Here is a 20,569-nt window from a genome sequence, read left to right on the forward strand (position 1 = left end):
CGGCTCAAACAGGCGACTAGTATGGGCGCAACCACGTCCGCCAGGAGGCGCACCATGTCGGCCAAGAAGAAGCCCGTAAGCACCCCGCTGCACCTGTTACAGCAACTTTCCCACAGCCTGATCGAACACCTCGAAAACGCTTGCAGCCAAGCGTTGGTCGATGCCGAAAAACTGCTCACCAAACTGGAGAAGCAGCGCGGCAAGGCCCAGGAAAAACTTCATGGTGCACGGACCAAACTGCAGGACGCTGCCAAGGCCGGCAAAGCGAAAGCGCAGAACAAATCCAAGGAAGCCATCGCCGAGCTGGAAGGCTTGCTCGATGCGCTGAAGGCACGTCAGGCCGAAACCCGTGCCTACATCGCCGACCTCAAGCGTGACGCCCAGGAAAGCCTCAAGCTGGCCCAGGGTGTTGGCAAGGTGAAGGAAGCGGCCGCCAAGGCGCTGGTCACCCGTGAAGCCAAGGCCAAGGCCGCTGCTGCCAAACCGGTTGCCAAGCCTGCCGCCAAGCCGGCTGCTAAACCGGCTGCCAAGGCCGCTCCGAAAGCTGCAGCCAAACCGGCTGCCAAGCCTGCTGCGAAAGCACCGGCCAAGGCTGCCGCGAGCAAGCCCGCCGCTGCCGCCAAACCGGCTGCCAAGCCCGCCGCCAAACCTGCTGCAAAGGCTCCGGCCAAAGCCGCCGCCAAGCCAGCCGCTAAACCGGCTGCTGCCAAGGCCGCTCCGAAGGCTGCTGCCAAACCGGCTGCCAAGCCTGCCGCGAAAGCGCCGGCCAAAGCTGCCGCCAGCAAGCCTGCCGCTGCCGCCAAGCCGGCTGCTAAACCGGCCGCCAAGCCCGCTGCCAAGGCTCCGGTGAAAGCCGCTGCAAAACCCGCAGCCGCCAAGCCCGCCGCCGCCGCTAAACCGGCTGCTGCCAAGCCTGCTGCCAAGCCCGTCGCGGCCAAACCGGCTGCTGCGAAGCCGGCTGCCAAACTCGCTGCCAAGCCGGCACCCAAGGCCGCTGCCAAGCCTGCTGCGAAAGCGCCGGTCAAGGCCGCTGCCAAGCCCGCCGCTCCGGTGAGCGCTCCGGCTGCCAAGCCTGCTGCACCGGCTCCGGCCGCCGCGCCTGCTGCTCCGGCGCCGTCGGCCGCCAATGGCGCGGCCGCACCGACCACGCCGTCGGCTTAAGCCTCGATAGCCGCGGCGCGCAGCGATTGCAGCGCGTCGCGGTCATCCCTCGCCGTTCCGGCGAGTACGTCCAGCCAGCTCCAATCCTGCCCATCGGCTTCCGGCCAGGGTGCAGCTATCTCTTCCAGACGCGCCAGCAGGCGTCGCTCTGCGTCCAGCTCCAAGCGCTTCACGCCGTCGCGCAGCTCGCGCAATCCCGTATCCGTCCCCGCTGCTTCACGCCATGCCTGCCTGAGCCTGCGCAAGGGTTCCACCACATCCCGTTGCCAGGGGCCGGCGATGCCTTGCAGCTGCTCCGCGCAAACGGGGTCGTAGCGGACGCCGCGCCTTCCAAGCCAGGCTGCAGCCAGTAACAGGCACACATCGGCACCCTGCTCCTGCAGGCGCAGGCAGGTGTTTTCCACGCCTGGGCGGGCGTAGAGGTCGAGGGCGAAACTCCATAGATCGGGGGGCATGGCGCATACCGGGCGGTGGGGGAATGAAGCTGATAAACTCCGCCGCCATTATGATCCGACTCCAGAACCTCACACTACAGCGTGGTCCTCAGCGCCTGCTCGAAGGCGCCGAATTGACCCTGCACACCGGCCAGAAGGTCGGCCTCATCGGCGCCAACGGTGCCGGTAAATCCAGCCTCTTCGCCCTGCTGCGCGGCGAGCTCGGCCCCGATGCGGGTGACTGCTTCGTGCCGGCCGACTGGCGCATCGCGCACATGCGCCAGGAGGTGGACACCCTCGACCGCCTGGCGGTGGACTACGTCCTCGATGGCGACCTGCACCTGCGTCGCGTGCAGGCCGAGCTGGCCGTGGCCGAGGCGGGCCATGACGGCACCGCCATCGCCCGCCTGCACATCGAACTGGACAGCGCCGACGGCTACACGGCCGATGCCCGCGCGCGCAAGCTGCTGGCCGGCCTCGGCTTCACCAGCGAGCAGATGGACCGCCGCGTCGGCGACTTCTCCGGCGGCTGGCGCATGCGCCTCAACCTGGCCCAGGCGCTGATGTGCCCGTCCGAACTGCTGCTGCTCGACGAGCCCACCAACCACCTCGACCTCGACGCCATCCTCTGGCTCGAAGAGTGGCTCAAGGGCTACCCGGGCACCCTGCTGCTGATTTCCCACGACCGCGAATTCCTCGATGCGGTGGTGGATAACGTCGCCCACCTCGAGCAACAGAAGCTGACCCTTTACCGGGGCGGTTACTCGGCCTTCGAGCGCACCCGCGCCGAGCGCCTGGCGCAGCAACAACAGGCCTATGAGAAACAGCAGGCCCAGCGTGCGCACATGGAGAAGTACATCGCCCGCTTCAAGGCCCAGGCCACCAAGGCCCGCCAGGCCCAGAGCCGGATCAAGGCCCTGGAGCGCCTGGAGGAGCTGGCGCCCGCCCATGTGGATTCGCCCTTCGACTTCGTCTTCCGCGAGGCCGACAAGATCTCCAGCCCGCTGCTGGATGTCGCCGAAGGCCAGCTCGGCTACGGCGACAAGGTGGTGCTGCAACAGGTCAAGCTGCAGCTCGTCCCCGGTGCGCGCATCGGCCTGCTCGGCCCCAACGGCGCGGGCAAGTCGACCCTGATCAAGACCCTTTCCGGTGAGCTGGCGCCTGTCGCCGGGCGCCTGTCCCGGGGCGAGAACCTCGCCATCGGCTACTTCGCCCAGCACCAGCTGGACTCCCTCGATCCTAAGGCCAGCCCGCTGTTGCACCTGCAGCGCATGGCCCCGACCGAGCGCGAGCAGACCCTGCGCGACTTCCTCGGCGGCTTCGACTTCCGCGGTGAGCGCTGCGACGAGCCGGTGCTGAATTTCTCCGGTGGCGAGAAGGCGCGCCTGGCCCTGGCGCTGATCGCCTGGCAGAAGCCCAACCTGCTGCTGCTCGACGAACCGACCAACCACCTGGACCTGGAAATGCGCCTGGCGCTGACCATGGCCCTGCAGGATTTCGCCGGCGCGGTGCTGGTGGTTTCCCACGATCGTCACTTGCTCAAGAGCACCACCGACGAATTCCTCCTGGTGGCGGACGGGCGCATCCAGCCCTTCGATGGCGACCTCGACGACTACGCCCGCTGGCTGGTGGACTACCGCGCCCGTCAGGCGCCGGTGAACAGCCCGGCCGGTGGCAGCGGTGCCGGCACCGACAAGCGTGCCCAGCGGCAGGCTGCTGCGGCGCTGCGCCAGCAACTGGCGCCGCACAAGCGCGAAGCCGAGAAGCTGGAGAAGGAACTGGGCACCCTGCACGAGAAGCTCGCTGCCGTGGAAACCCGTCTGGGCGACGCCGGTGTCTACGAGGCTTCGCGCAAGGACGAGCTGCGCGACCTGCTCGCCGAGCAGGCGAAGCTCAAGACCCGTGAGGCCGAGCTGGAGGAGAAATGGCTGGAAGCCTTGGAGCTTCTGGAAAACCTGCAGAGCCAGCTGGAGGCCAGTGACTGATGGAAGACCTGGTCCTGCTGACGGCCTGGAGCGAGCCGCTGATCCGTGCGGCGCAGGTGCTCCTCGTGCTGTTCCTCGCCTGGCTCGCGCAACGCATCCTCACCCGGGGCATCACCCGCCTCGGCGCACGTTATCCACAGCTGCCCCAGGAGCTGCTGCTGCCCCTGCGCGGCCTGCTGCGCTGGCTGATCCTCGGCAGCGCCTTCATGTTGGTGCTGGAGCGCCTCGGCGTCTCGGCCGAAGTCCTGTGGGCGGCGCTGACCGGCTTCACCGCCGTTGCCGCCGTGGCGTTCTTCGCCATCTGGAGCGTGTTGTCCAACATGTTCTGCGCGGTGCTGATCTTCTCCCTCGGGCCGTTCCGCATGGGCGATGTGGTGGAGGTGGTGGAAAGCGCCGACAAGCCCGGCGTGAAGGGGCGCGTGGTGGCCATCAACCTCTTCTACACCACCCTGCAGGACCTCAGCGAGAACGCCGACGGCGCGTTGGTGCAGGTGCCCAACAGCCTGTTCTTCCAGAAGGCGGTACGCCGCTGGCGCTGAGGCGCCGGCCGGGGCTGTGCAGCGCAAAGCGCAGCGGGTAGTCTGCTGGCCCCCCTTCCGTATTTCCGAGGACCACGCCATGGCCATGCACACCTGGCTCGCATTCCTGGTCGCCTGCTGGGTGATCAGCCTTTCCCCTGGCGCGGGCGCCATCGCTTCCATGTCGTCGGGGCTGCAGTACGGCTTCCTGCGCGGCTACTGGAACGCCATCGGCCTGCAACTGGGCCTGGCCCTGCAGATCGCCATCGTCGCCGCCGGCGTCGGCGCCATCCTCGCCACCTCGGCCCTGGCCTTCAGCGCCATCAAGTGGTTCGGCGTCGTCTACCTGGTGTACCTCGCCGTGCGCCAATGGCGTGCGCTGCCCAGCGACCTGGCCGCCGATTCCGCCGAGCGCCCCCTGGGCCGGCCGCTGACCATGGTGCTGCGCGGCTTCCTGGTGAACGTCAGCAACCCCAAGGCGATCGTCTTCATGCTCGCCGTTCTGCCGCAGTTCATCGACCCGCACGCGCCGCTGGTGCAGCAGTACCTGGTGATGGGCGCGACCATGATCACCGTCGACCTGATCGTCATGGCCGGCTACACCGGGCTGGCCGCCAAGGTCCTGCGGGTGCTGCGCTCGCCGCGCCAGCAGCGTTCCATGAACCGTGGCTTCGCCGTGCTCTTCGTCGGCGCCGCCGCGCTGCTGGCCACGGTGCGCCGCGTCCCGGCGTGACCCAGTCGATGGCCTGAACGTGACCCGGCTCCGCGACAGCGCGGCGCATGGGCAATAGGCTGCCGGTCTTCCCACAAGGAGCATCGGCATGCCGCCATCCAACAGCCGGGACGGGGTCTACGGCGACTCGCCGGACCTCGCCATCGCGCCCCTGCGCCACCCTCCGCTGGAGCAGGCCTTGAGCGCTGCCTGCAGCGAACTCGACATCCACGAAGCCTTTCTCGCCGCCCTGCGCGACCCCGCGCTCGGCCCGCAGCCGCGCCTGCTGCTGGGCGTTTCCGGCACCGATCTCGCCGGGCGCCGGCGCCTGGCCGCGCTGGTCGCCGAACTGCTGCCCGACGACCTCGAACTCGATCTCATCGAGCTGGACGACGACAGCCTGTCCTGCGCCTTGCGCGAGAGCTGCGAGGCGTTCTACCAGCGCTGAGCCCAGGTCGCGGCAAAGAAAAAGCGGCCCGCAGGCCGCTTGGTTCAATGCAGTATCTTCGCCGGCTCATCCGGCGGCAGCGCACCGTAGCGGCCGTTGTCGGTGACCGCTGCCGGGCCGACGCCGAGCTGTTCCTGCAGCTGCCGCGCGACATCTTCGCCGAGGGCCTTCGACACCTCGCGCACCACGCGCCCGCGGTTGGGGGTGACGCGCCTGTCGTTGCCCTTCACCAGTTTCACGTCCTGGGCTTCGCCCATGGCGGTGAACGCCGCCTTCACCTCGTGGGTGCGGGTGTCGATGAGGCTGAAGTCGACCACCAGGGTCAGGCCCAGCACCGTGGAGTAGCTGTCGGTGTTGTCGATGGCGTTGACGTCCTGGCGGAAGTCGGCGTCCGAGACCGAGCCGAACAGCACATAGTCCGCGCCCTTGAACTGGCCCTGGGCGATGCGCCCGATCACGTCGTGCAGGCCTTCGTTGTCGCTGGCGAAGGGGCGGCCCTGGATCAGCTGGAAGGTGCCGGACTTGAGGATCTCGCCCTTGATGTCGCCGGTGAATTTGCGCAGCTCGCCGCGCTCGATGTAACTGTAGGTGCCTTCCTCTTCCGCGTAGCTGCTGGAGGCGCTGCCGGAGAAGCCGCTCACCTGCGAGGCGCTCTGGGCGTTCACCGTGTGGATGTACTCGCGGACGCGTTCCTCGTAGGCGAGGTCGGTCACCGCCACCTTGGGGGCCGCCTGGCTGGCGAATGCCAGGCTGGCGACGAACAGGCCGATCAATGCGCGCATATCAACGCTCCGTGGTCTTGCGGATTTCTTTCTCGTCCATCCACTCGGCCAGGCCGCTTTCGACGTCGACCAGTTGCAGGCTGAATTTGTAGAAGACGTCCTTGTAGTCGCTGCTGCGCTTGACGATGGAGCTGATGGAGCCCTCAAGGCGGTACTTGGCGGCGATCATGTTGCCGGTCTTGGCCACGGTGGAGTTCTTGTACAGCCCGCTCTGGTTCTGCAGCTTCAGCTGGTCGACCTGGCTCTGCATGTCGGTGTTGTCGCTGGCGAAGCGGGCGGTGCCGGTCTTCATCAGCTGGGTCTTGATCGAGGTGGTGATCTCGCGGGTATCGATGTACTCGCTGGTCTTGTTCTTCACGTCGTAGACCTGGACCACCGGGCGACCCTGGAGCACGCCGGACTGGGCCAGGGAGCGGGTCATGGATTCGGCGATCATCTGCAGGTCGGTGGAGCCGAACTCGTTGGTGATCAGTTCGACGGCCTTGCTGTCGCCGTAGCTGATGTTGCCGCCACCGAGCACCGGCGACGGGTTGTTGGAGCAGCCGGCGACGGCCAGGGCCAGGGCGGCGATGCAAGTGGTGCGGACAAGGCGCATGGGAATACTCGCTTTCTCGTGATCAGTCGGGGGTGTTCATTTCCAGGCGGAAGTCGGTCGCCTTGGGCACCGGCGCGATGGCCGGCAGGTAGGTGGTCTGGGTGCCGTAGATGGGCAGGGCCTTCCAGCTTTCCTCGTCGGCGACGGGGAAGCCGTCGCTGTCCAGCCAGGCGAAGCGGTAGTAGAGGGTGCGGTTATGGCTGGAGGTGTTGGTCAGCTTCACCTTGACGGTGAGGAAGCCGTTCTCGCGGGCGACCCGCATGGTGTCCACTTCGATGTCTTCCACATCGCCCATGGGCGCCACCTTGCTGGAGGCGGTTTCGCGGCTGGAGCAGCCGGCGAGCAGGGCCAGGGCGAGCCCGGCGACGAGCAGCTTGCGCATGTGTGTTCCTCAGGGAGTCTGGTTGCTGGCCAAGGTGCGTGGGCCAGGTAGGGTCGGGGTGACGGCGCCCTGGGCGTAGACCTGGCCGGCCACCATCCGCAGCGGGACCACCTGATGGTGCCGATCGATCTTCAGGGTGAATTCGCGCACGCCATAGGCGGTGGGCAGGGCCAGGCGGTGCTCGCCCATGGCCAGGCGCACCCGCGCGACGCTGATGCTGCCGGGCAGGGTGCGCCAGGTGCGTTCGTCGGCGCCTTCGCTGGCCACCGACATGATGCCGACGGCCAGGCTGGCCAGGGGGTTGCCGTTGTCGTTGAGCTGCTTCTGCAGGGCGCCCCGGGTCACCGCGCGGACGGTGGTGCGCAGGATGATGCCGGGCATGTCGTCGCGCAGGGCACGGTGGGACATGGCGCGCACGCTGCTGAGTTCTGTGAGGGCGGCGGGCGCGCCATCCACCTCGATGAAGCCCGGTGTCAGGGTGCTGGTGTCGTCGCGCAGGAGCGGGAAGGACACGGTGCTGATGATCAGCCCGGAATCCAGGGGCACCGGCAGCGGGATGCGCAGCGAGTCGCGGGCCGGCGCCATGCCGCTCTGCAACACCAGCAGCACGTCGCTGCCGGCATCTGCGGCAGGCGTGGCGTCCAGGTCCAGCAGGGCCTGTTCCAGCAGCGGGGTGCCGGGGCGCAGTTCGGCGGCCTGGCGGTAGCCGGGAGCGGCCAGGCCCTTCTCGCCCAGGGCCTCGTAGACGAAGCCGGCGAGGTAGTGGCTGAAGGCGCTCTGGTAGCTGTTCTTCAGGTTTACCACCTCGGGGGCGTCGAGGGAGGCCACCGGGTAGCCGCGCAGGTCTTCGAAGCGGGTGCTGATGCCCTGGCGCTCGGCGTCCTCCTCGCTGTCGAGGTATTGCTGGTCGCGCAGTTCGGCGATCAGCGCTTCGCGTTCGTGGGTCTTGCGGATCTCGGTGCGCGCGGCGTCGAAGTCGTTCAGCGCCAGGTCGTTGAGGGCCATCTGAGTGGTGAGCATCACCTTCTCGTAGTCATAGCCCTGGTAGCGGCGGACCCGGTCGTTGGCGAGGTAGGCGCCGGCTTCGGCCAGGTAGCGGCCGGGATCGGCCTTCATCGCCTCTTCCCACTGGAAGATGATGCCGTCGGCCTGGCGCCAGGCCTTCTGGCTGGCCGCCAGGTCACCCTTCGAGCGCAGCAGTTCGCCCTTCTCGAACCAGTAGAGAAGGTCCTTGTCGGCGCTGTCGTTGTTGGCTTCCAGTACGCCCAGTGCGGCATCGACTTCGCCGCGGGCGAGGTGCTGGCTGGTCTCGGTGAGTTCGTGTTCGTAGCTGCGGAAGACCGAGCAGCCGGCAAGCTGCAGGGCGAAGCAGACCGCCAGGGCGGTAACGGCGCGGGATGCCATGTGTTCCTCGTCGAGTCCTTGATACTGCCAGCCGTTTCCGGCTGATCCAGGCGTGCACTGGCATGTAGCGGCGTCCTGCCAATCCCCCGTGGGGCCTCCCTCGGGACCCGAAGGTGCGGGAAGGGCGGGCGATTATAGGGGAATATCGGCGAAAATAGATGGCGCAATGAGATCATTTTGACCTCGCCCAGCCTGCGGCATGGTGGCGCAGCGAGCGGGCCCCGGTCGCGGCTGGCATACTGCGCGCCCGCCATTTTTCCGGAGCCCAAGCCCATGCGTGTGTGGATCGACGCCGACGCCTGCCCCCGTGCCGCCAAGGACCAGGTCATCAAGTTCGCCCTCAAGCGCAAGTTCGAGGTGGTGCTGGTGGCCGGGCAGAGCCAGGTGAAGCCGGCCTTCGCCTGCGTGCGCCTGGTGGTGGTGCCGAGCGGGCCGGATGCGGCGGACGATCACCTGGTGGAGGAGGCCGAGCCCGGTGACCTGGTGATCTGCAGCGATGTGCCGCTGGCCGATCGCCTGGTGAAGAAGGGTGTCGCCGCGCTCGACCCCCGTGGCCGGGAGTTCGACGAGCGCAACATGGGTGAGCGGCTGGCGGTGCGCAACCTGTTCACCGACCTGCGCGACCAGGGGCAGATGGGCGGCGGCCAGGCGGCCTACAGCGAGAAGGACCGCCAGGCCTTCTCCAATTCGCTGGACCGGTTGCTCACCCGACTCAGTCGTAGCTGAGGCCGCGGCCGGACCCCCTCAGCCGCAGAGGTAGGTGCCGGTGCCGACCGCTACCAGGGTGCCGTCGTCGGCGTGCAGTTCCGAGCGCACCACCGCGACCTTGTTGCCCGAACGCAGCAGCACCGCCGTGGCGGTGAAGGAGCGGCCACGCCCCGGGCGGAGGTAATCGATACGCAGGTCGATGGTGCCCAGCTTGGACAGGCGCTCCATGCGCTCACCCGTGGACAGGCCCTGATGCCGTTCGAAGGCGCCGATCAGCGCCATGGCGCCGCCGGTGACGTCCAGCAGCGAGGAGATCACCCCACCGTGAAGGATGCCGTGGACGAAGTTGCCGATCAGTTCGTCCTTCATCGGCAGGTGCATGGTCACCTGCTGCGGCGACAGCTCGCCCAACTGGATGCCGAGCACCTGGTTGAAGGGGATGCGTTCGAAGAAGCGTCGGACCGCCTGCTGCAGTTCCGGGGTCAGGACGAATTCGTTATCGCTCATGCTGCACCTGCATCTGGGTCGAAAAGGCGACGCTGACGCAGCGCGGGGCGCTTGAACAGGGGCGCGGCCCAAATGGCACGCGGATTGGCGGGAGCGGCTTGCAGAGGCGGGCGACCGGGGCCGCCCGCCTGCGCCGTCAATGGTCGGCGTGGGTCAGTTCCAGCACGCGGTCGACCAGCTTGTAGATGCCCGAGGCGGCTTCGCTGATGGACTGGGCGAGCATGTAGGCGGGGGTGGTGACCAGCTTGCGCGGCTTGTCCTCGACTATCTCGCTGACCACGCATTCGACGTGCTCGGCGCCCATCTTCTGCAGCGCACCGGCGGTGTCGGCGTCGTCGCCGATGGTGCAGATCACGCCCTCGCCGTAGATCTTCGCGGCCATGGCCGGGGCGATGCAGATCAGCCCCACCGGCTTGCCGGCCTCGGCGAAACCCTGGGCGGCGGCCAGCACGTCGGGCTGCACGCTGCAGTCGGTGCCGTTGATGGCGAAGTCGGAGAGGTTCTTCGCCGCGCCGAAACCGCCGGGGATGATCAGCGCATCGAAGTCCTCGGCCTTCAGCTCGCGCACGTCCTTGACCGCGCCCCGGGCGATGCGCGCGGATTCGGTGAGCACGTTGCGGCTTTCCGGCATTTCTTCGCCGGTGAGGTGGTTGATCACGTGGTGCTGGGCGATGTTGGGCGCGAAGCACTGCGCCTGTGCGCCCCGTTGGTCCAGGCGCAGCAGGGTGATCACGCTTTCGTGGATCTCCGCGCCGTCGTACACGCCACAGCCGGAAAGGATCACAGCAACTTTTTTGTTCATAGCGTTCTCCGCTTCACTGGGCCGCCTTCAGGGTCTCCTGGAGGAATGCCTGGGCATGCTGGTGGGCATCCTTGGCCAGCCTGGGTTGGTAGGTATTCAGGTCGCTGCGCTGATCGAAAACATGGTCGGCTCCGCCATATTGCACCAGTTGCAGTTGTTCGAAATCGAGCGCGTCCATAGCTGATAGACACTGAAGGTGGTCAGTGATTCTGTCCTTGCCACCGAGAAACATCAGCACCGGCAGGTCACGTCCCTTGCCCTGGCGCAGGTGCGCGGGGAACCCACAGTAAGGGTAGAAGGCGATGGCGCCGCGCACACCGTCCAGCGCCTGCTGGCCGATGCCGGGGAAACCGTGGCCGGCGGCGCCGTCGTAGGCCAGGGCGTCGAGGATGCTCCAGCCGCCGTGGGAGTAGCCGAGCAGGGCCATGCGCTGGTGGTCCAGCTGCGGCATGGCGCGGGCCAGGTCGAGGGCGGCGTAGACGTCCAGGGCGCGTTCGTTGCCCCACAGCCGCTTGCCGTCGCACACCGGGTGCCAGTCGTCGATGCCCCGGGCGGCCAGGCTGTCGACGAACAGCAGGGCAAAGCCCTGGGGCAGCAGCCAGTCGCTGACGTTACGCACGAAGCCGGGGCTCTGCCCGCTGCAACCGTGGAACACCAGCACGGTGGGGAATGGGCCTTCACCCTCGGGGGTGAACAGGCTGACGTGGGGCGCCAGTCGGGTTTTCGCCGCCGCCAGGTCGTCGGCGGCCGGCAACAGCGCGGCGCGATAGGGATAGAGTCCCAGGAGGGCGGCTGCGGCGATCAGGATCAACAGGATGGAGAGCGTGCGTCTTGTGGTTATGCGCATGTGTCGTCATATGCCGGTTGGGCTGGCATGCGGCGCCAGGGGCTCCGGGGAGGCACGGGCGTAGCATCGAGCCTGGCAATCCTAGTCCCTTGATCGGCATAACGATACGGCTGACATCATGAATTACGTCCTCTACGCGGTCCCTTTCTTCTTCCTGCTGATCGGCATCGAGCTGTTGGCCGATCGCTGGCGCGGGGTGCGTACCTACCGCACTGCCGATGCCATCAACAGCCTCAGCGCCGGCGTGCTGTCCACCACCAGTGGGCTGCTGACCAAGGCGGTCGGGTTGCTCACCTACACCTATGCCTGGCAGCACCTGGCGCTGTTCGAGCTGCGCGCGGACAGCCTCTGGGTCTGGCTGTTCGCCTTCGTCTTCTACGACTTCTGCTACTACTGGAACCACCGCCTGGGCCATGAGCGCAATGTGCTCTGGGCCGCCCATTCGGTGCACCACCAGAGCGAGGAGTACAACCTCTCCACCGCCCTGCGCCAGACCAGCACCGGCTTCCTCTTCGGCTGGATCTTCTACCTGCCGATGGCGGTGGCCGGCGTGCCGCCGCTGGTGTTCCTGACCGTCGCCGCACTGAACCTGCTCTATCAGTTCTGGGTGCACACCCGCCACGTGCCCAAGCTCGGCTGGTTCGAGTGGTTCTTCATCAGCCCGTCGAACCATCGCGTGCACCATGCGCAGAACGCGGTGTACATGGATCGCAACTACGGCGGCGTGTTCATCCTCTGGGACCGTCTGTTCGGCACCTTTCAGGAGGAGCTGGACGAGGAGCCGGTGGTGTTCGGCGTGACCACGCCCCTGGCCAGCTGGAACCCGCTCTGGGCCAACCTGCAGTTCTATTCGGTGCTGTGGCAGGACGCGGTGCGCGCCGAGTCCTGGTGGGATCGCCTGCGCATCTGGTTCATGCGCACCGGCTGGCGCCCCGAGGACGTGGCGCGCAAATACCCCCAGGCGAAGCCGGACCTGAGCCGCTTCGCCAAGTTCGAGGTGCCGCTGTCGGGCGGTCGCACCCTGTATGCGGCATTGCAGTTCGTCGGTTATGTGGTGGGCGGCAGCTACCTGCTGGGCGCCGGTGAAGGCATGTCGCTGGGCGCCGTGCTGCTGGGCTGGGGCTGGGTGGCGTTCGGCCTGTTCGTCATCGGTGCCTGGCTGGAGAACCGCCCCTGGGCACTGCGCCTGGAGCTGGCGCGGCTGGCGCTGAACCTGCCGGTGCTCTGGCTGGCGGACGCCCTCGGCATGCTGCCGGCCAGCCAGTTGGCCTGGCTGGTGCTGGGTGTGCACGGTCTGGTCAGCGTGCTGGCGCTGGTCGCCCTGGGGCGGCGGCAGACGGCGCTGGCGGTCTGAGGCGGGTGTGTTCCCGGGCTGAGGCCCGGGTTACGGCTGCGGCGGTTGCTCGGCGTTCGCCTTGGCTTCGCGGCTGTTGCGCAGGCGGCGACGCAGCCAGAGCAGGCCGCCGATCACCACCAGCGCGCCAAGCACCATCAGCTCGTAGCGCTTGAGGTTGCCCAGCATGCCTTCGAGCACGGCGCCGAAGTGGAAGGCGGCGAAGCCCAGGGCCAGGGCCCAGACGATGGCGCCGATGCCGTTGAGGATCAGGTAGCGCAGCGGCGGGTAGCCCGACAGGCCGATGGCCACCGGCATCACGGTGCGCAGGCCGTAGACGAAGCGGAAGCTCAGCACCCAGATGTCGGGATGGCGGCGGATGTGCTCCAGGGCCTTGTCGCCCATGGCCTGCCAGCGCGGGCGCTTGGCCAGGATCTGGCGGCCCTTCTGGCGGCCGAGGTAGTACCACAGCTGGTCGCCGGCATAGCTGCCGAAGAACGCCGTCATCACCACCAGGTTGATATCCATGTAGCCGCGGAACGCGAGAAAGCCGGCCAGGACCAGGATGGTCTCGCCCTCGAAGAAGGTGCCGAGGAAGAGGGCGAAATAGCCGAAGTCCTGGAGAAATTGTTGCAGCATCAGTTTGGCAGCGCGGCAAAAATGAACGCGAAGCCTAACCGGGTTGAACGCGCGCGAAAAGCTCTAAAGGGTGGCGAACCGCCAGTCGAGGGTCGACTGGTTCACGGCCAGCCCTAGTGGGGCCTCGGAAAATTCAGTGAACGCGACAGAGCGTCGCTGTCACGCATTGTTACCATTCGGTCATAATTGCCGCTTATAAATGTCGCACTGTGTCCTCCTTTGGACCCTGGAGTCTGTCGTGAGCTTTACCCCCGCCAATCGCCTGTTCCCCGCCACCCGCCTGCGCCGTAACCGCCGTGATGATTTCTCCCGCCGCCTGGTGCGTGAAAACACCCTGACCGTCGACGACCTGATCCTGCCGGTGTTCGTGCTGGACGGCGAGAACCGCCGCGAGGCGGTGCCGTCGATGCCGGGCGTCGAGCGCCTGTCCATCGACCTGCTGCTGGAAGCGGCGGCTGGCTGGGTGGCGCTGGGCATCCCCGCGCTGGCGCTGTTCCCGGTGACCCCGCTGGAGAACAAATCCCTCGACGGCGCCGAGGCCTGGAACCCCGAAGGCATCGCCCAGCGCGCCATCCGCGCCCTGCGCGAGCGCTTCCCGGAGCTGGGCGTGATCAGCGACGTGGCCCTGGACCCCTTCACCACCCATGGCCAGGACGGCATCCTCGACGCCGACGGCTATGTGCAGAACGACATCACCGTGGACGCTCTGGTCAAGCAGGCGCTGTCCCACGCCGCCGCCGGTGCCCAGGTCGTGGCGCCCTCGGACATGATGGACGGTCGCATCCAGGCGATCCGCGAGGCCCTGGAACTGGCCGACTTCCCCAACGTGCGGATCATGGCCTACTCGGCCAAGTACGCCAGCGCCTACTACGGTCCCTTCCGCGATGCGGTGGGCTCCGCCGCCAACCTCGGCAAGGCCAACAAGGCCAGCTACCAGATGGACCCGGCCAACGGTGACGAGGCCCTGCACGAAGTGGCCAGCGACCTCGCCGAAGGCGCCGACATGGTCATGGTCAAACCGGGCATGCCCTACCTGGACATCGTCTGGCGCGTGAAGGAAGCCTTCCGCGTGCCGACCTTCGCCTACCAGGTCAGTGGCGAATACGCCATGCACATGGCGGCCATCCAGAACGGCTGGCTGAGCGAGGCGGTCATACTCGAATCACTGACCGCATTCAAACGTGCGGGCGCTGATGGCATCCTTACCTACTTCGCCGTGCGTGCCGCAGAAATGCTCAAAGCGGGAGCCTGACTCCCCAGCAGGAAACCAGATGAACACCGATGGTCTGAACCAAGCGTCGAACCCCGAACAAGAGCCCGTACCGGAGCAACCGGTCGCCGAGGCCCCCGCTCCGGCCCCCGTCGAAACGCCGCCGCCCGCCCCCGTGCCGGCGCCGGTGATTCCGGGCCTGGATGACAGCAGCCTGTACATCCACCGGGAGCTGTCGCAGCTGCAGTTCAACATCCGTGTCCTGGAGCAGGCGCTCGACGAGTCCTACCCGCTGCTCGAGCGCCTGAAGTTCCTGCTGATCTTCTCCAGCAACCTGGACGAGTTCTTCGAGATCCGTGCCGCCGGGCTGAAGAAGCAGATCACCTTCGCCCGCGAGCAGGCCGGTGCCGACGGCCTGTTGCCGCACCAGGCCCTGGCGCGCATCAGCGAGCTGGTGCACGAGCAGGTGGCGCGGCAGTACAGCATCCTCAACGATGTGCTGCTGCCGGAGCTGGCCAAGCACCAGGTCAACTTCATCCGCCGTCGCTACTGGACGCCGAAGCTGAAGACCTGGGTGCGCCGTTACTTCCGCGACGAGATCGCGCCGATCATCAGCCCCATTGGCCTCGACCCGACGCACCCCTTCCCGCTGCTGGTGAACAAGAGCCTCAACTTCATCGTCGAGCTGGAGGGCGTCGATGCCTTCGGCCGTGACTCCGGCCTGGCGATCATCCCGGCGCCGCGCCTGCTGCCGCGGGTGATCCGCGTGCCGGAAGAGATCAGCGGCCCCGGCGACAACTTCGTGTTCCTGTCGTCGATGATCCACGCCCATGCCGACGACCTGTTCCCCGGCATGAAGGTCAAGGGCTGCTACCAGTTCCGCCTGACCCGTAACGCCGACCTCTCGGTGGACACCGAGGACGTCGAAGACCTGGCCCGCGCCCTGCGTGGCGAGCTGTTCTCCCGTCGCTACGGCGATGCGGTGCGCCTGGAGGTGGCCGACACCTGCCCGAAACACCTGTCCGATTACCTGCTCAAGCAGTTCGGCCTGGCGGAGAGCGAGCTGTACCAGGTCAACGGCCCGGTCAACCTGACCCGCCTGTTCAGCATCACCGGCCTCGACAGCCACCCCGAGCTGCAGCACCCCACCTTCACCCCGGTGATCCCCAAGCTGCTGCAGAAGGCCGAGAACCTGTTCAGCGTGGTGGGCAAGCAGGACATCCTGCTGCTGCACCCCTTCGAGTCCTTCACCCCGGTGGTGGACTTCCTGCGCCAGGCCGCCAAGGACCCCAACGTCCTGGCCATCAAGCAGACCCTGTACCGCGCCGGTGCCAACTCCGAGATCGTCGACGCCCTGGTGGAAGCGGCGCGCAACGGCAAGGAGGTCACCGCGGTGATCGAGCTGCGCGCGCGCTTCGACGAGGAATCCAACCTGCAGCTGGCCAGCCGCCTGCAGGCTGCCGGTGCCGTGGTGATCTACGGCGTGGTCGGCTTCAAGACCCACGCCAAGATGATGCTCATCCTGCGGCGCGAGGACGGCGAGCTGCGCCGCTACGCTCACCTGGGCACCGGCAACTACCACGCGGGTAACGCGCGCCTGTACACCGACTACAGCATGCTCACCGCCGATGACGCGCTCTGCGAGGACCTGCACAAGCTGTTCAACCAGCTCATCGGCATGGGCAAGACCCTGCGCATGAAGAAGCTGCTGCACGCGCCCTTCACCCTGAAGAAGTCGCTGCTGGACATGATCGCCAAGGAGGCCCAGCACGCCATCGAAGGCAAGCCGGCGCACATCATGGCCAAGGTCAACTCGCTGACCGATCCGAAGGTCATCCGCGCGCTGTACAAGGCCAGCCAGAGCGGCGTGAAGATCGACCTGGTGGTGCGCGGCATGTGCTGCCTGCGCCCGGGCATCCCCGGTGTTTCGCACAACATCCAGGTGCGCTCGATCATCGGCCGCTTCCTCGAGCACAGCCGCATCTACTACTTCCTCAACGAGGGCGACGAGCTGCTCTACCTCTCCAGCGCCGACTGGATGGAGCGCAACCTCGACATGCGCGTGGAGACCTGCTTCCCGGTGGAGGGCAAGAAGCTCATCACCCGGGTCAAGAAGGAGCTGGAAACCTACCTCGCCGACAACACCCACAGCTGGGCGTTGCAGGCCGACGGCCGCTACCTGCGCAACAGCCCCAGCGGCAACCAGAACCCGCGCAGCGCCCAGGCCATCCTGCTGGACAAGCTGCTCAACCCGCCGGTCAGCGCACGCTGATCGGTCGCGGCGCGGCGCGCTGCCGGCGATACCGCTGCAATGAAAAACGGGGCCCTTGGGGCCCCGTTTTCATGTCCGCTCGCCGCGTTCCGGTTCAGCTCACCTGCAGGCTGAAGTCGATGCGCTTGAGCCATTCGGCTTCCTGCTCGAAGTCGGCCTGGGTCAGCGGGTTGGCCGCCAGCCAGTCGTCGGGGAACTGCACGGCGAGGCTCTGCGGGCCGACCTTCAGCTGCACCGCCGGGGTCTCGTGGCTGGTGCGGATGTGGTGGAAGAGGATGGCGAAGCGCAGCAGCACGCAAAGGCGGATCAGCTTGACGCCTTCGTCGCCGAACTCGGCGAACTTGTCCTTGGGGATGTTGCGGCGGTGGCCGCGCACCAGCAGCGCGAGCATCTGCTGGTCCTGGCGGGAGAAGCCCGGCAGGTCCGAGTGCTCGATCAGGTAGGCGCCGTGCTTGTGGTACTGGTAGTGGGCGATGTCCATGCCGATCTCGTGGACGCGGGCGCCCCAGACCAGCAGGTCGCGGTGCCACTCGTCATCCAGCTGCCAGTCGTCCGCCACCTGCTCCAGCGCCTCCAGGGCCTTGGCCTCGACGCGGGCCGCCTGCTCGGCGTCGGCGTGGCAGCGCTCCATCAGCGCGCTGAGGGTACGTTCGCGCACGTCCTCGTGGTGGTGGCGGCCCAGCAGGTCGTAGAGCACGCCTTCGCGCAGGGCGCCTTCGGAATGGGTCATGTGCTTGAGTTCGAGGGCGTCGAAGATGGCCTCGAGGATCGCCAGCCCGGCCGGGAAGATGGCGCGGCGATCGGGCTTGATGCCGTCGAGGTCGAGTTTCTCCACCTCGCCCAGCTTGAACAGCTTGCGCTTGAGCCAGGCCAGGCCTTCCGGGTTGACCTCGCCGCTGCCCATGCCTGCCGCCTGGATCGCCAGGCCGACGGCGCGGATGGTGCCCGAGGCGCCTACCGCCTGCTGCCAGCCGAGGCGGCGCAGGCTGTATTCGATGCCCATCAGCTCCAGGCGCGCTGCGGTGTAGGCCTGGGCATAGCGGGCGGGGGTGATCTTGCCGTCGCGGAAGTAACGCTGGGTGTAGCTGACGCAGCCCATCTGCAGGCTTTCGCGCAGCTGGGATTCGAAGCGCTGGCCGATGATGAATTCGGTACTGCCACCGCCGATATCGGCCACCAGGCGCTTGCCGGGGGTGTCGGCGATGCTGTGGGACACGCCCAGGTAGATGAGGCGCGCTTCCTCGCGGCCGGAGATCACTTCCACCGGGTGGCCGAGAATGGCCTCGGCGCGGCGGATGAAGTCGGCGCGGTTGCGGGCCTCGCGCAGGGCGTTGGTGCCGACGACGCGCACGGCGCCTTCGGGCAGGCTGTTGGTCATCTGGGCGAAGCGGCGCAGGCAGTCGAGGCCGCGTTGCATGGCCTCTTCGCTGAGCATGCGCTCGTCATCCAGGCCGGCGGCGAGTTGCACCTTGTCGCCGAGGCGCTCGAGGATGCGGATCTCCCCGTGATCGGCCTTGGCCAGGACCATGTGGAAGCTGTTGGAGCCCAGGTCGATGGCTGCGATCAGGGAAGGTGTTTCGGCGCGACGGGTCGAGGGCATGGTCTTGGTGTCTCGTTTCTGAACGGCGCCATCCTGCCACGATCGTCACGTTGCGCCAACGCGAGTCGTGGAACGCTCGTGCAAGGGAAAGGAAGGCGGCTGCGCAGAATGCCACGGTGCAGTTTCCGCTTCATGACGGCCGCCTCCTTACTATAGGCGGCGTGCAGGCATCGGCGGAGTGGCATTCGCGATGGCCGCCAAGCGAGGCGATAAATGGCCGCGGCGGATTGACGCGGAACCGGTTATCCATCAGTTTTCCCGGGTGCATCCATAGAAAGGCTCAATTGCCAGCGGCTTTCGGTCCGGGAAAAGCCGGGCTATGATGGCCGCCAATTTCCGCATCCGAACCCACGGAGAACATCCATGAGCGAACTCATCTCCCACGTTAGCGACGCCAGCTTCGAGCAGGACGTGCTCAAGGCCGAAGGCGCTGTGCTGGTCGATTACTGGGCCGAGTGGTGTGGCCCGTGCAAGATGATCGCCCCCGTCCTCGACGAGATCGCCAAGGACTACCAGGGCAAGCTGAAGATCTGCAAGCTGAACATCGACGAGAACCAGGACACCCCGCCGAAGTACGGCGTACGCGGTATCCCGACCCTGATGCTGTTCAAGAACGGCAACGTCGAAGCGACCAAGGTCGGCGCCCTGTCGAAGTCCCAGCTGGCGGCCTTCCTCGACGCCAACATCTGAGCCTGGCCGGGCCTCCGGCGAGCCTTCGGACTGTTTCGAGAAACCCCGCACTTTGCGGGGTTTTTTGATGAATCGGTACTAGACGCCCCTGGATACCGGTGTTAAATTCGGGGCCGCAACGCTATTCCGTTGCCCTTCGCAAGCCGCCGCCGACGCATTCCAACTCGAATAAGCACAGCGATCCTGTCGCCTCTCCGCGGCGCGGCCTCTAAAGCTCAACGCTTTCCTTCCTCTCATTTTTAATACTTACGTCATTCCTATGAATCTGACCGAACTCAAGCAAAAGCCGATTGCCGAACTGCTGGAAATGGCCGAACAGATGGGCCTCGAGAACATGGCCCGTTCGCGCAAGCAGGACGTGATCTTCGCCCTGCTGAAAAAGCACTCGAAAGGCGGCGAGGAAATCTCCGGTGACGGCGTGCTGGAGATTCTCCAGGACGGTTTTGGCTTCCTGCGCTCCGCAGACTCTTCCTACCTGGCCGGCCCGGACGACATCTACGTCTCGCCCAGCCAGATCCGCCGCTTCAACCTGCGTACCGGCGACACCATCATCGGCAAGATCCGCCCGCCGAAAGAAGGCGAGCGTTACTTCGCCCTGCTCAAGGTGGACTCGATCAACTTCGATCGCCCGGAGAACGCCAAGAACAAGATCCTGTTCGAGAACCTGACGCCCCTGTTCCCGAACGAGCGCCTGAAGATGGAAGCCGGCAACGGCTCCACCGAAGACCTCACCGGCCGCGTGATCGACCTCTGCGCGCCGATCGGCAAGGGCCAGCGCGGCCTGATCGTCGCCCCGCCGAAAGCGGGCAAGACCATCATGCTGCAGAACATCGCGGCCAACATCACCCGTAACAACCCCGAGTGCCACCTGATCGTCCTGCTGATCGACGAACGCCCGGAAGAAGTGACCGAGATGCAGCGCACCGTGCGCGGCGAAGTGGTCGCTTCCACCTTCGACGAACCGCCGACCCGCCACGTGCAGGTCGCCGAGATGGTGATCGAGAAGGCCAAGCGCCTGGTCGAGCACAAGAAGGACGTGGTCATCCTGCTGGACTCCATCACCCGCCTGGCGCGTGCCTACAACACCGTGATCCCGAGCTCCGGCAAGGTGCTCACCGGTGGTGTCGACGCCCATGCCCTGGAGAAGCCCAAGCGCTTCTTCGGTGCCGCCCGTAACATCGAGGAAGGCGGTTCGCTGACCATCATCGCCACCGCGCTGGTCGAGACCGGCTCGAAGATGGACGAGGTGATCTACGAGGAGTTCAAGGGCACCGGCAACATGGAGCTGCCGCTGGACCGCCGCATCGCCGAGAAGCGCGTGTTCCCCGCCATCAACATCAACAAGTCCGGTACCCGCCGCGAAGAGCTGCTGACTGCCGACGACGAGCTGCAGCGCATGTGGATCCTGCGCAAGCTGCTGCACCCGATGGACGAGATCGCTGCCATCGAGTTCCTGCTCGACAAGCTCAAGGACACCAAGACCAACGACGAATTCTTCATGTCCATGAAGCGCAAGTAACGTTTGGTTCGCACCAAAAAG

Annotated in this window: 21 protein-coding genes; 11 read left to right on the forward strand and 10 right to left on the reverse strand. The window is 66.6% G+C overall.

Features of this window, described 5'->3' with window-relative positions; genetic code table 11:
• The first annotated feature begins 54 nt into the window (after positions 1 to 54).
• A complete protein-coding gene (locus OEJ36_RS03280; RefSeq protein WP_263400363.1) occupies positions 55 to 1,161 on the forward strand; it encodes an AlgP family protein in 1,107 nt (368 codons plus the stop codon).
• On the opposite strand, the gene OEJ36_RS03285 is transcribed toward OEJ36_RS03280, so the two are convergent.
• A complete protein-coding gene (locus OEJ36_RS03285) occupies positions 1,158 to 1,616 on the reverse strand; it encodes a TIGR02444 family protein (protein WP_263400364.1) in 459 nt (152 codons plus the stop codon). The two genes, OEJ36_RS03280 and OEJ36_RS03285, sit on opposite strands and share 4 nt — an antisense overlap.
• A 50-nt stretch (positions 1,617 to 1,666) precedes the next feature.
• Here OEJ36_RS03285 and OEJ36_RS03290 point away from each other — a divergent pair, with 50 nt between their 5' ends.
• The 4 genes from OEJ36_RS03290 to OEJ36_RS03305 all read left to right on the forward strand — a co-directional run bounded on the left by OEJ36_RS03290 (position 1,667) and on the right by OEJ36_RS03305 (position 5,258).
• A complete protein-coding gene (locus tag OEJ36_RS03290; RefSeq protein ID WP_263400439.1) occupies positions 1,667 to 3,580 on the forward strand; it encodes an ATP-binding cassette domain-containing protein in 1,914 nt (637 codons plus the stop codon).
• Positions 3,580 to 4,119, forward strand: a complete 540-nt coding sequence (locus tag OEJ36_RS03295) for a mechanosensitive ion channel family protein (protein WP_263400365.1) — start codon at positions 3,580 to 3,582, stop codon at positions 4,117 to 4,119. Before OEJ36_RS03290 ends, OEJ36_RS03295 begins: the two co-directional genes overlap by 1 nt.
• A 79-nt stretch (positions 4,120 to 4,198) precedes the next feature.
• On the forward strand, positions 4,199 to 4,831 hold the full coding sequence (gene rhtB, locus OEJ36_RS03300; RefSeq protein WP_043244249.1) for a homoserine/homoserine lactone efflux protein: 633 nt from the start codon (positions 4,199 to 4,201) through the stop codon (positions 4,829 to 4,831).
• Positions 4,832 to 4,919: 88 nt separating this feature from the next.
• Entirely contained in the window at positions 4,920 to 5,258 is a 339-nt protein-coding gene (locus OEJ36_RS03305; RefSeq protein WP_263400366.1) for an enhanced serine sensitivity protein SseB C-terminal domain-containing protein, read from the forward strand.
• 44 nt (positions 5,259 to 5,302) lie between these two features.
• Here OEJ36_RS03305 and OEJ36_RS03310 read toward each other — a convergent pair whose 3' ends face one another.
• Genes OEJ36_RS03310 through OEJ36_RS03325 form a run of 4 tightly spaced genes read right to left on the reverse strand, consistent with a single transcriptional unit; the run spans position 5,303 to position 8,421 of the window.
• Positions 5,303 to 6,040, reverse strand: coding sequence for a penicillin-binding protein activator LpoB (locus tag OEJ36_RS03310; protein ID WP_263400367.1), 738 nt, complete (start codon positions 6,038 to 6,040; stop codon positions 5,303 to 5,305).
• 1 nt (position 6,041) lies between these two features.
• Entirely contained in the window at positions 6,042 to 6,635 is a 594-nt protein-coding gene (gene lpoB / locus OEJ36_RS03315) for a penicillin-binding protein activator LpoB (protein WP_263400368.1), read from the reverse strand.
• A 22-nt stretch (positions 6,636 to 6,657) separates the two neighbouring features.
• Complete coding sequence (locus OEJ36_RS03320; protein WP_021218187.1) at positions 6,658 to 7,017, reverse strand: YcfL family protein; 360 nt, start codon at positions 7,015 to 7,017, stop codon at positions 6,658 to 6,660.
• A gap of 9 nt (positions 7,018 to 7,026) precedes the next feature.
• Entirely contained in the window at positions 7,027 to 8,421 is a 1,395-nt protein-coding gene (locus OEJ36_RS03325; protein WP_263400369.1) for a COG3014 family protein, read from the reverse strand.
• A gap of 273 nt (positions 8,422 to 8,694) precedes the next feature.
• Between OEJ36_RS03325 and OEJ36_RS03330 the strand changes: the two genes are divergently transcribed.
• Positions 8,695 to 9,147: a YaiI/YqxD family protein gene (locus tag OEJ36_RS03330; RefSeq protein ID WP_263400370.1), complete on the forward strand. Its 453-nt coding sequence runs from the start codon at positions 8,695 to 8,697 to the stop codon at positions 9,145 to 9,147.
• Positions 9,148 to 9,165: 18 nt separating this feature from the next.
• Here OEJ36_RS03330 and OEJ36_RS03335 read toward each other — a convergent pair whose 3' ends face one another.
• The 3 genes from OEJ36_RS03335 to OEJ36_RS03345 form a co-directional block, all read right to left on the reverse strand.
• Positions 9,166 to 9,636, reverse strand: coding sequence for a thioesterase family protein (locus OEJ36_RS03335; RefSeq protein ID WP_263400371.1), 471 nt, complete (start codon positions 9,634 to 9,636; stop codon positions 9,166 to 9,168).
• Positions 9,637 to 9,772: 136 nt separating this feature from the next.
• Entirely contained in the window at positions 9,773 to 10,438 is a 666-nt protein-coding gene (elbB, locus tag OEJ36_RS03340; protein WP_263400372.1) for an isoprenoid biosynthesis glyoxalase ElbB, read from the reverse strand.
• A 13-nt stretch (positions 10,439 to 10,451) separates the two neighbouring features.
• Positions 10,452 to 11,285 carry a dienelactone hydrolase family protein gene (locus OEJ36_RS03345; protein ID WP_263400373.1) on the reverse strand — a complete coding sequence of 278 codons (834 nt, stop codon included), beginning with the start codon at positions 11,283 to 11,285 and terminating at the stop codon, positions 10,452 to 10,454.
• Positions 11,286 to 11,403: 118 nt separating this feature from the next.
• On the opposite strand from OEJ36_RS03345, the gene OEJ36_RS03350 reads away from it, so the two are divergent.
• Positions 11,404 to 12,639, forward strand: coding sequence for a sterol desaturase family protein (locus tag OEJ36_RS03350; protein WP_263400374.1), 1,236 nt, complete (start codon positions 11,404 to 11,406; stop codon positions 12,637 to 12,639).
• A 30-nt stretch (positions 12,640 to 12,669) separates the two neighbouring features.
• Here the strand turns inward: OEJ36_RS03350 and OEJ36_RS03355 are convergent, their stop codons facing one another.
• Positions 12,670 to 13,260, reverse strand: a complete 591-nt coding sequence (locus tag OEJ36_RS03355; RefSeq protein WP_162164732.1) for a DedA family protein — start codon at positions 13,258 to 13,260, stop codon at positions 12,670 to 12,672.
• 235 nt (positions 13,261 to 13,495) lie between these two features.
• On the opposite strand from OEJ36_RS03355, the gene hemB reads away from it, so the two are divergent.
• Positions 13,496 to 14,509: a porphobilinogen synthase gene (gene hemB / locus OEJ36_RS03360; RefSeq protein WP_263400375.1), complete on the forward strand. Its 1,014-nt coding sequence runs from the start codon at positions 13,496 to 13,498 to the stop codon at positions 14,507 to 14,509.
• A 19-nt stretch (positions 14,510 to 14,528) separates the two neighbouring features.
• Positions 14,529 to 16,739, forward strand: a complete 2,211-nt coding sequence (gene ppk1, locus OEJ36_RS03365) for a polyphosphate kinase 1 (protein WP_263400376.1) — start codon at positions 14,529 to 14,531, stop codon at positions 16,737 to 16,739.
• A 94-nt stretch (positions 16,740 to 16,833) separates the two neighbouring features.
• On the opposite strand, the gene ppx is transcribed toward ppk1, so the two are convergent.
• Positions 16,834 to 18,339, reverse strand: coding sequence for an exopolyphosphatase (gene ppx / locus OEJ36_RS03370; protein ID WP_263400377.1), 1,506 nt, complete (start codon positions 18,337 to 18,339; stop codon positions 16,834 to 16,836).
• Between the two features lie 363 nt (positions 18,340 to 18,702).
• Between ppx and trxA the strand changes: the two genes are divergently transcribed.
• Positions 18,703 to 19,029 carry a thioredoxin TrxA gene (gene trxA, locus OEJ36_RS03375; RefSeq protein ID WP_021218198.1) on the forward strand — a complete coding sequence of 109 codons (327 nt, stop codon included), beginning with the start codon at positions 18,703 to 18,705 and terminating at the stop codon, positions 19,027 to 19,029.
• Positions 19,030 to 19,288: 259 nt separating this feature from the next.
• Positions 19,289 to 20,548 (forward strand): transcription termination factor Rho, encoded by a 1,260-nt coding sequence (gene rho / locus OEJ36_RS03380; RefSeq protein WP_111261136.1) that lies wholly within the window; start codon positions 19,289 to 19,291, stop codon positions 20,546 to 20,548.
• Positions 20,549 to 20,569: the final 21 nt, after the last annotated feature.

It is taken from the genome of Pseudomonas sp. PDM13, assembly GCF_025685765.1.
GTDB classification, from domain to species: Bacteria; Pseudomonadota; Gammaproteobacteria; order Pseudomonadales; family Pseudomonadaceae; genus Metapseudomonas; species Metapseudomonas solani.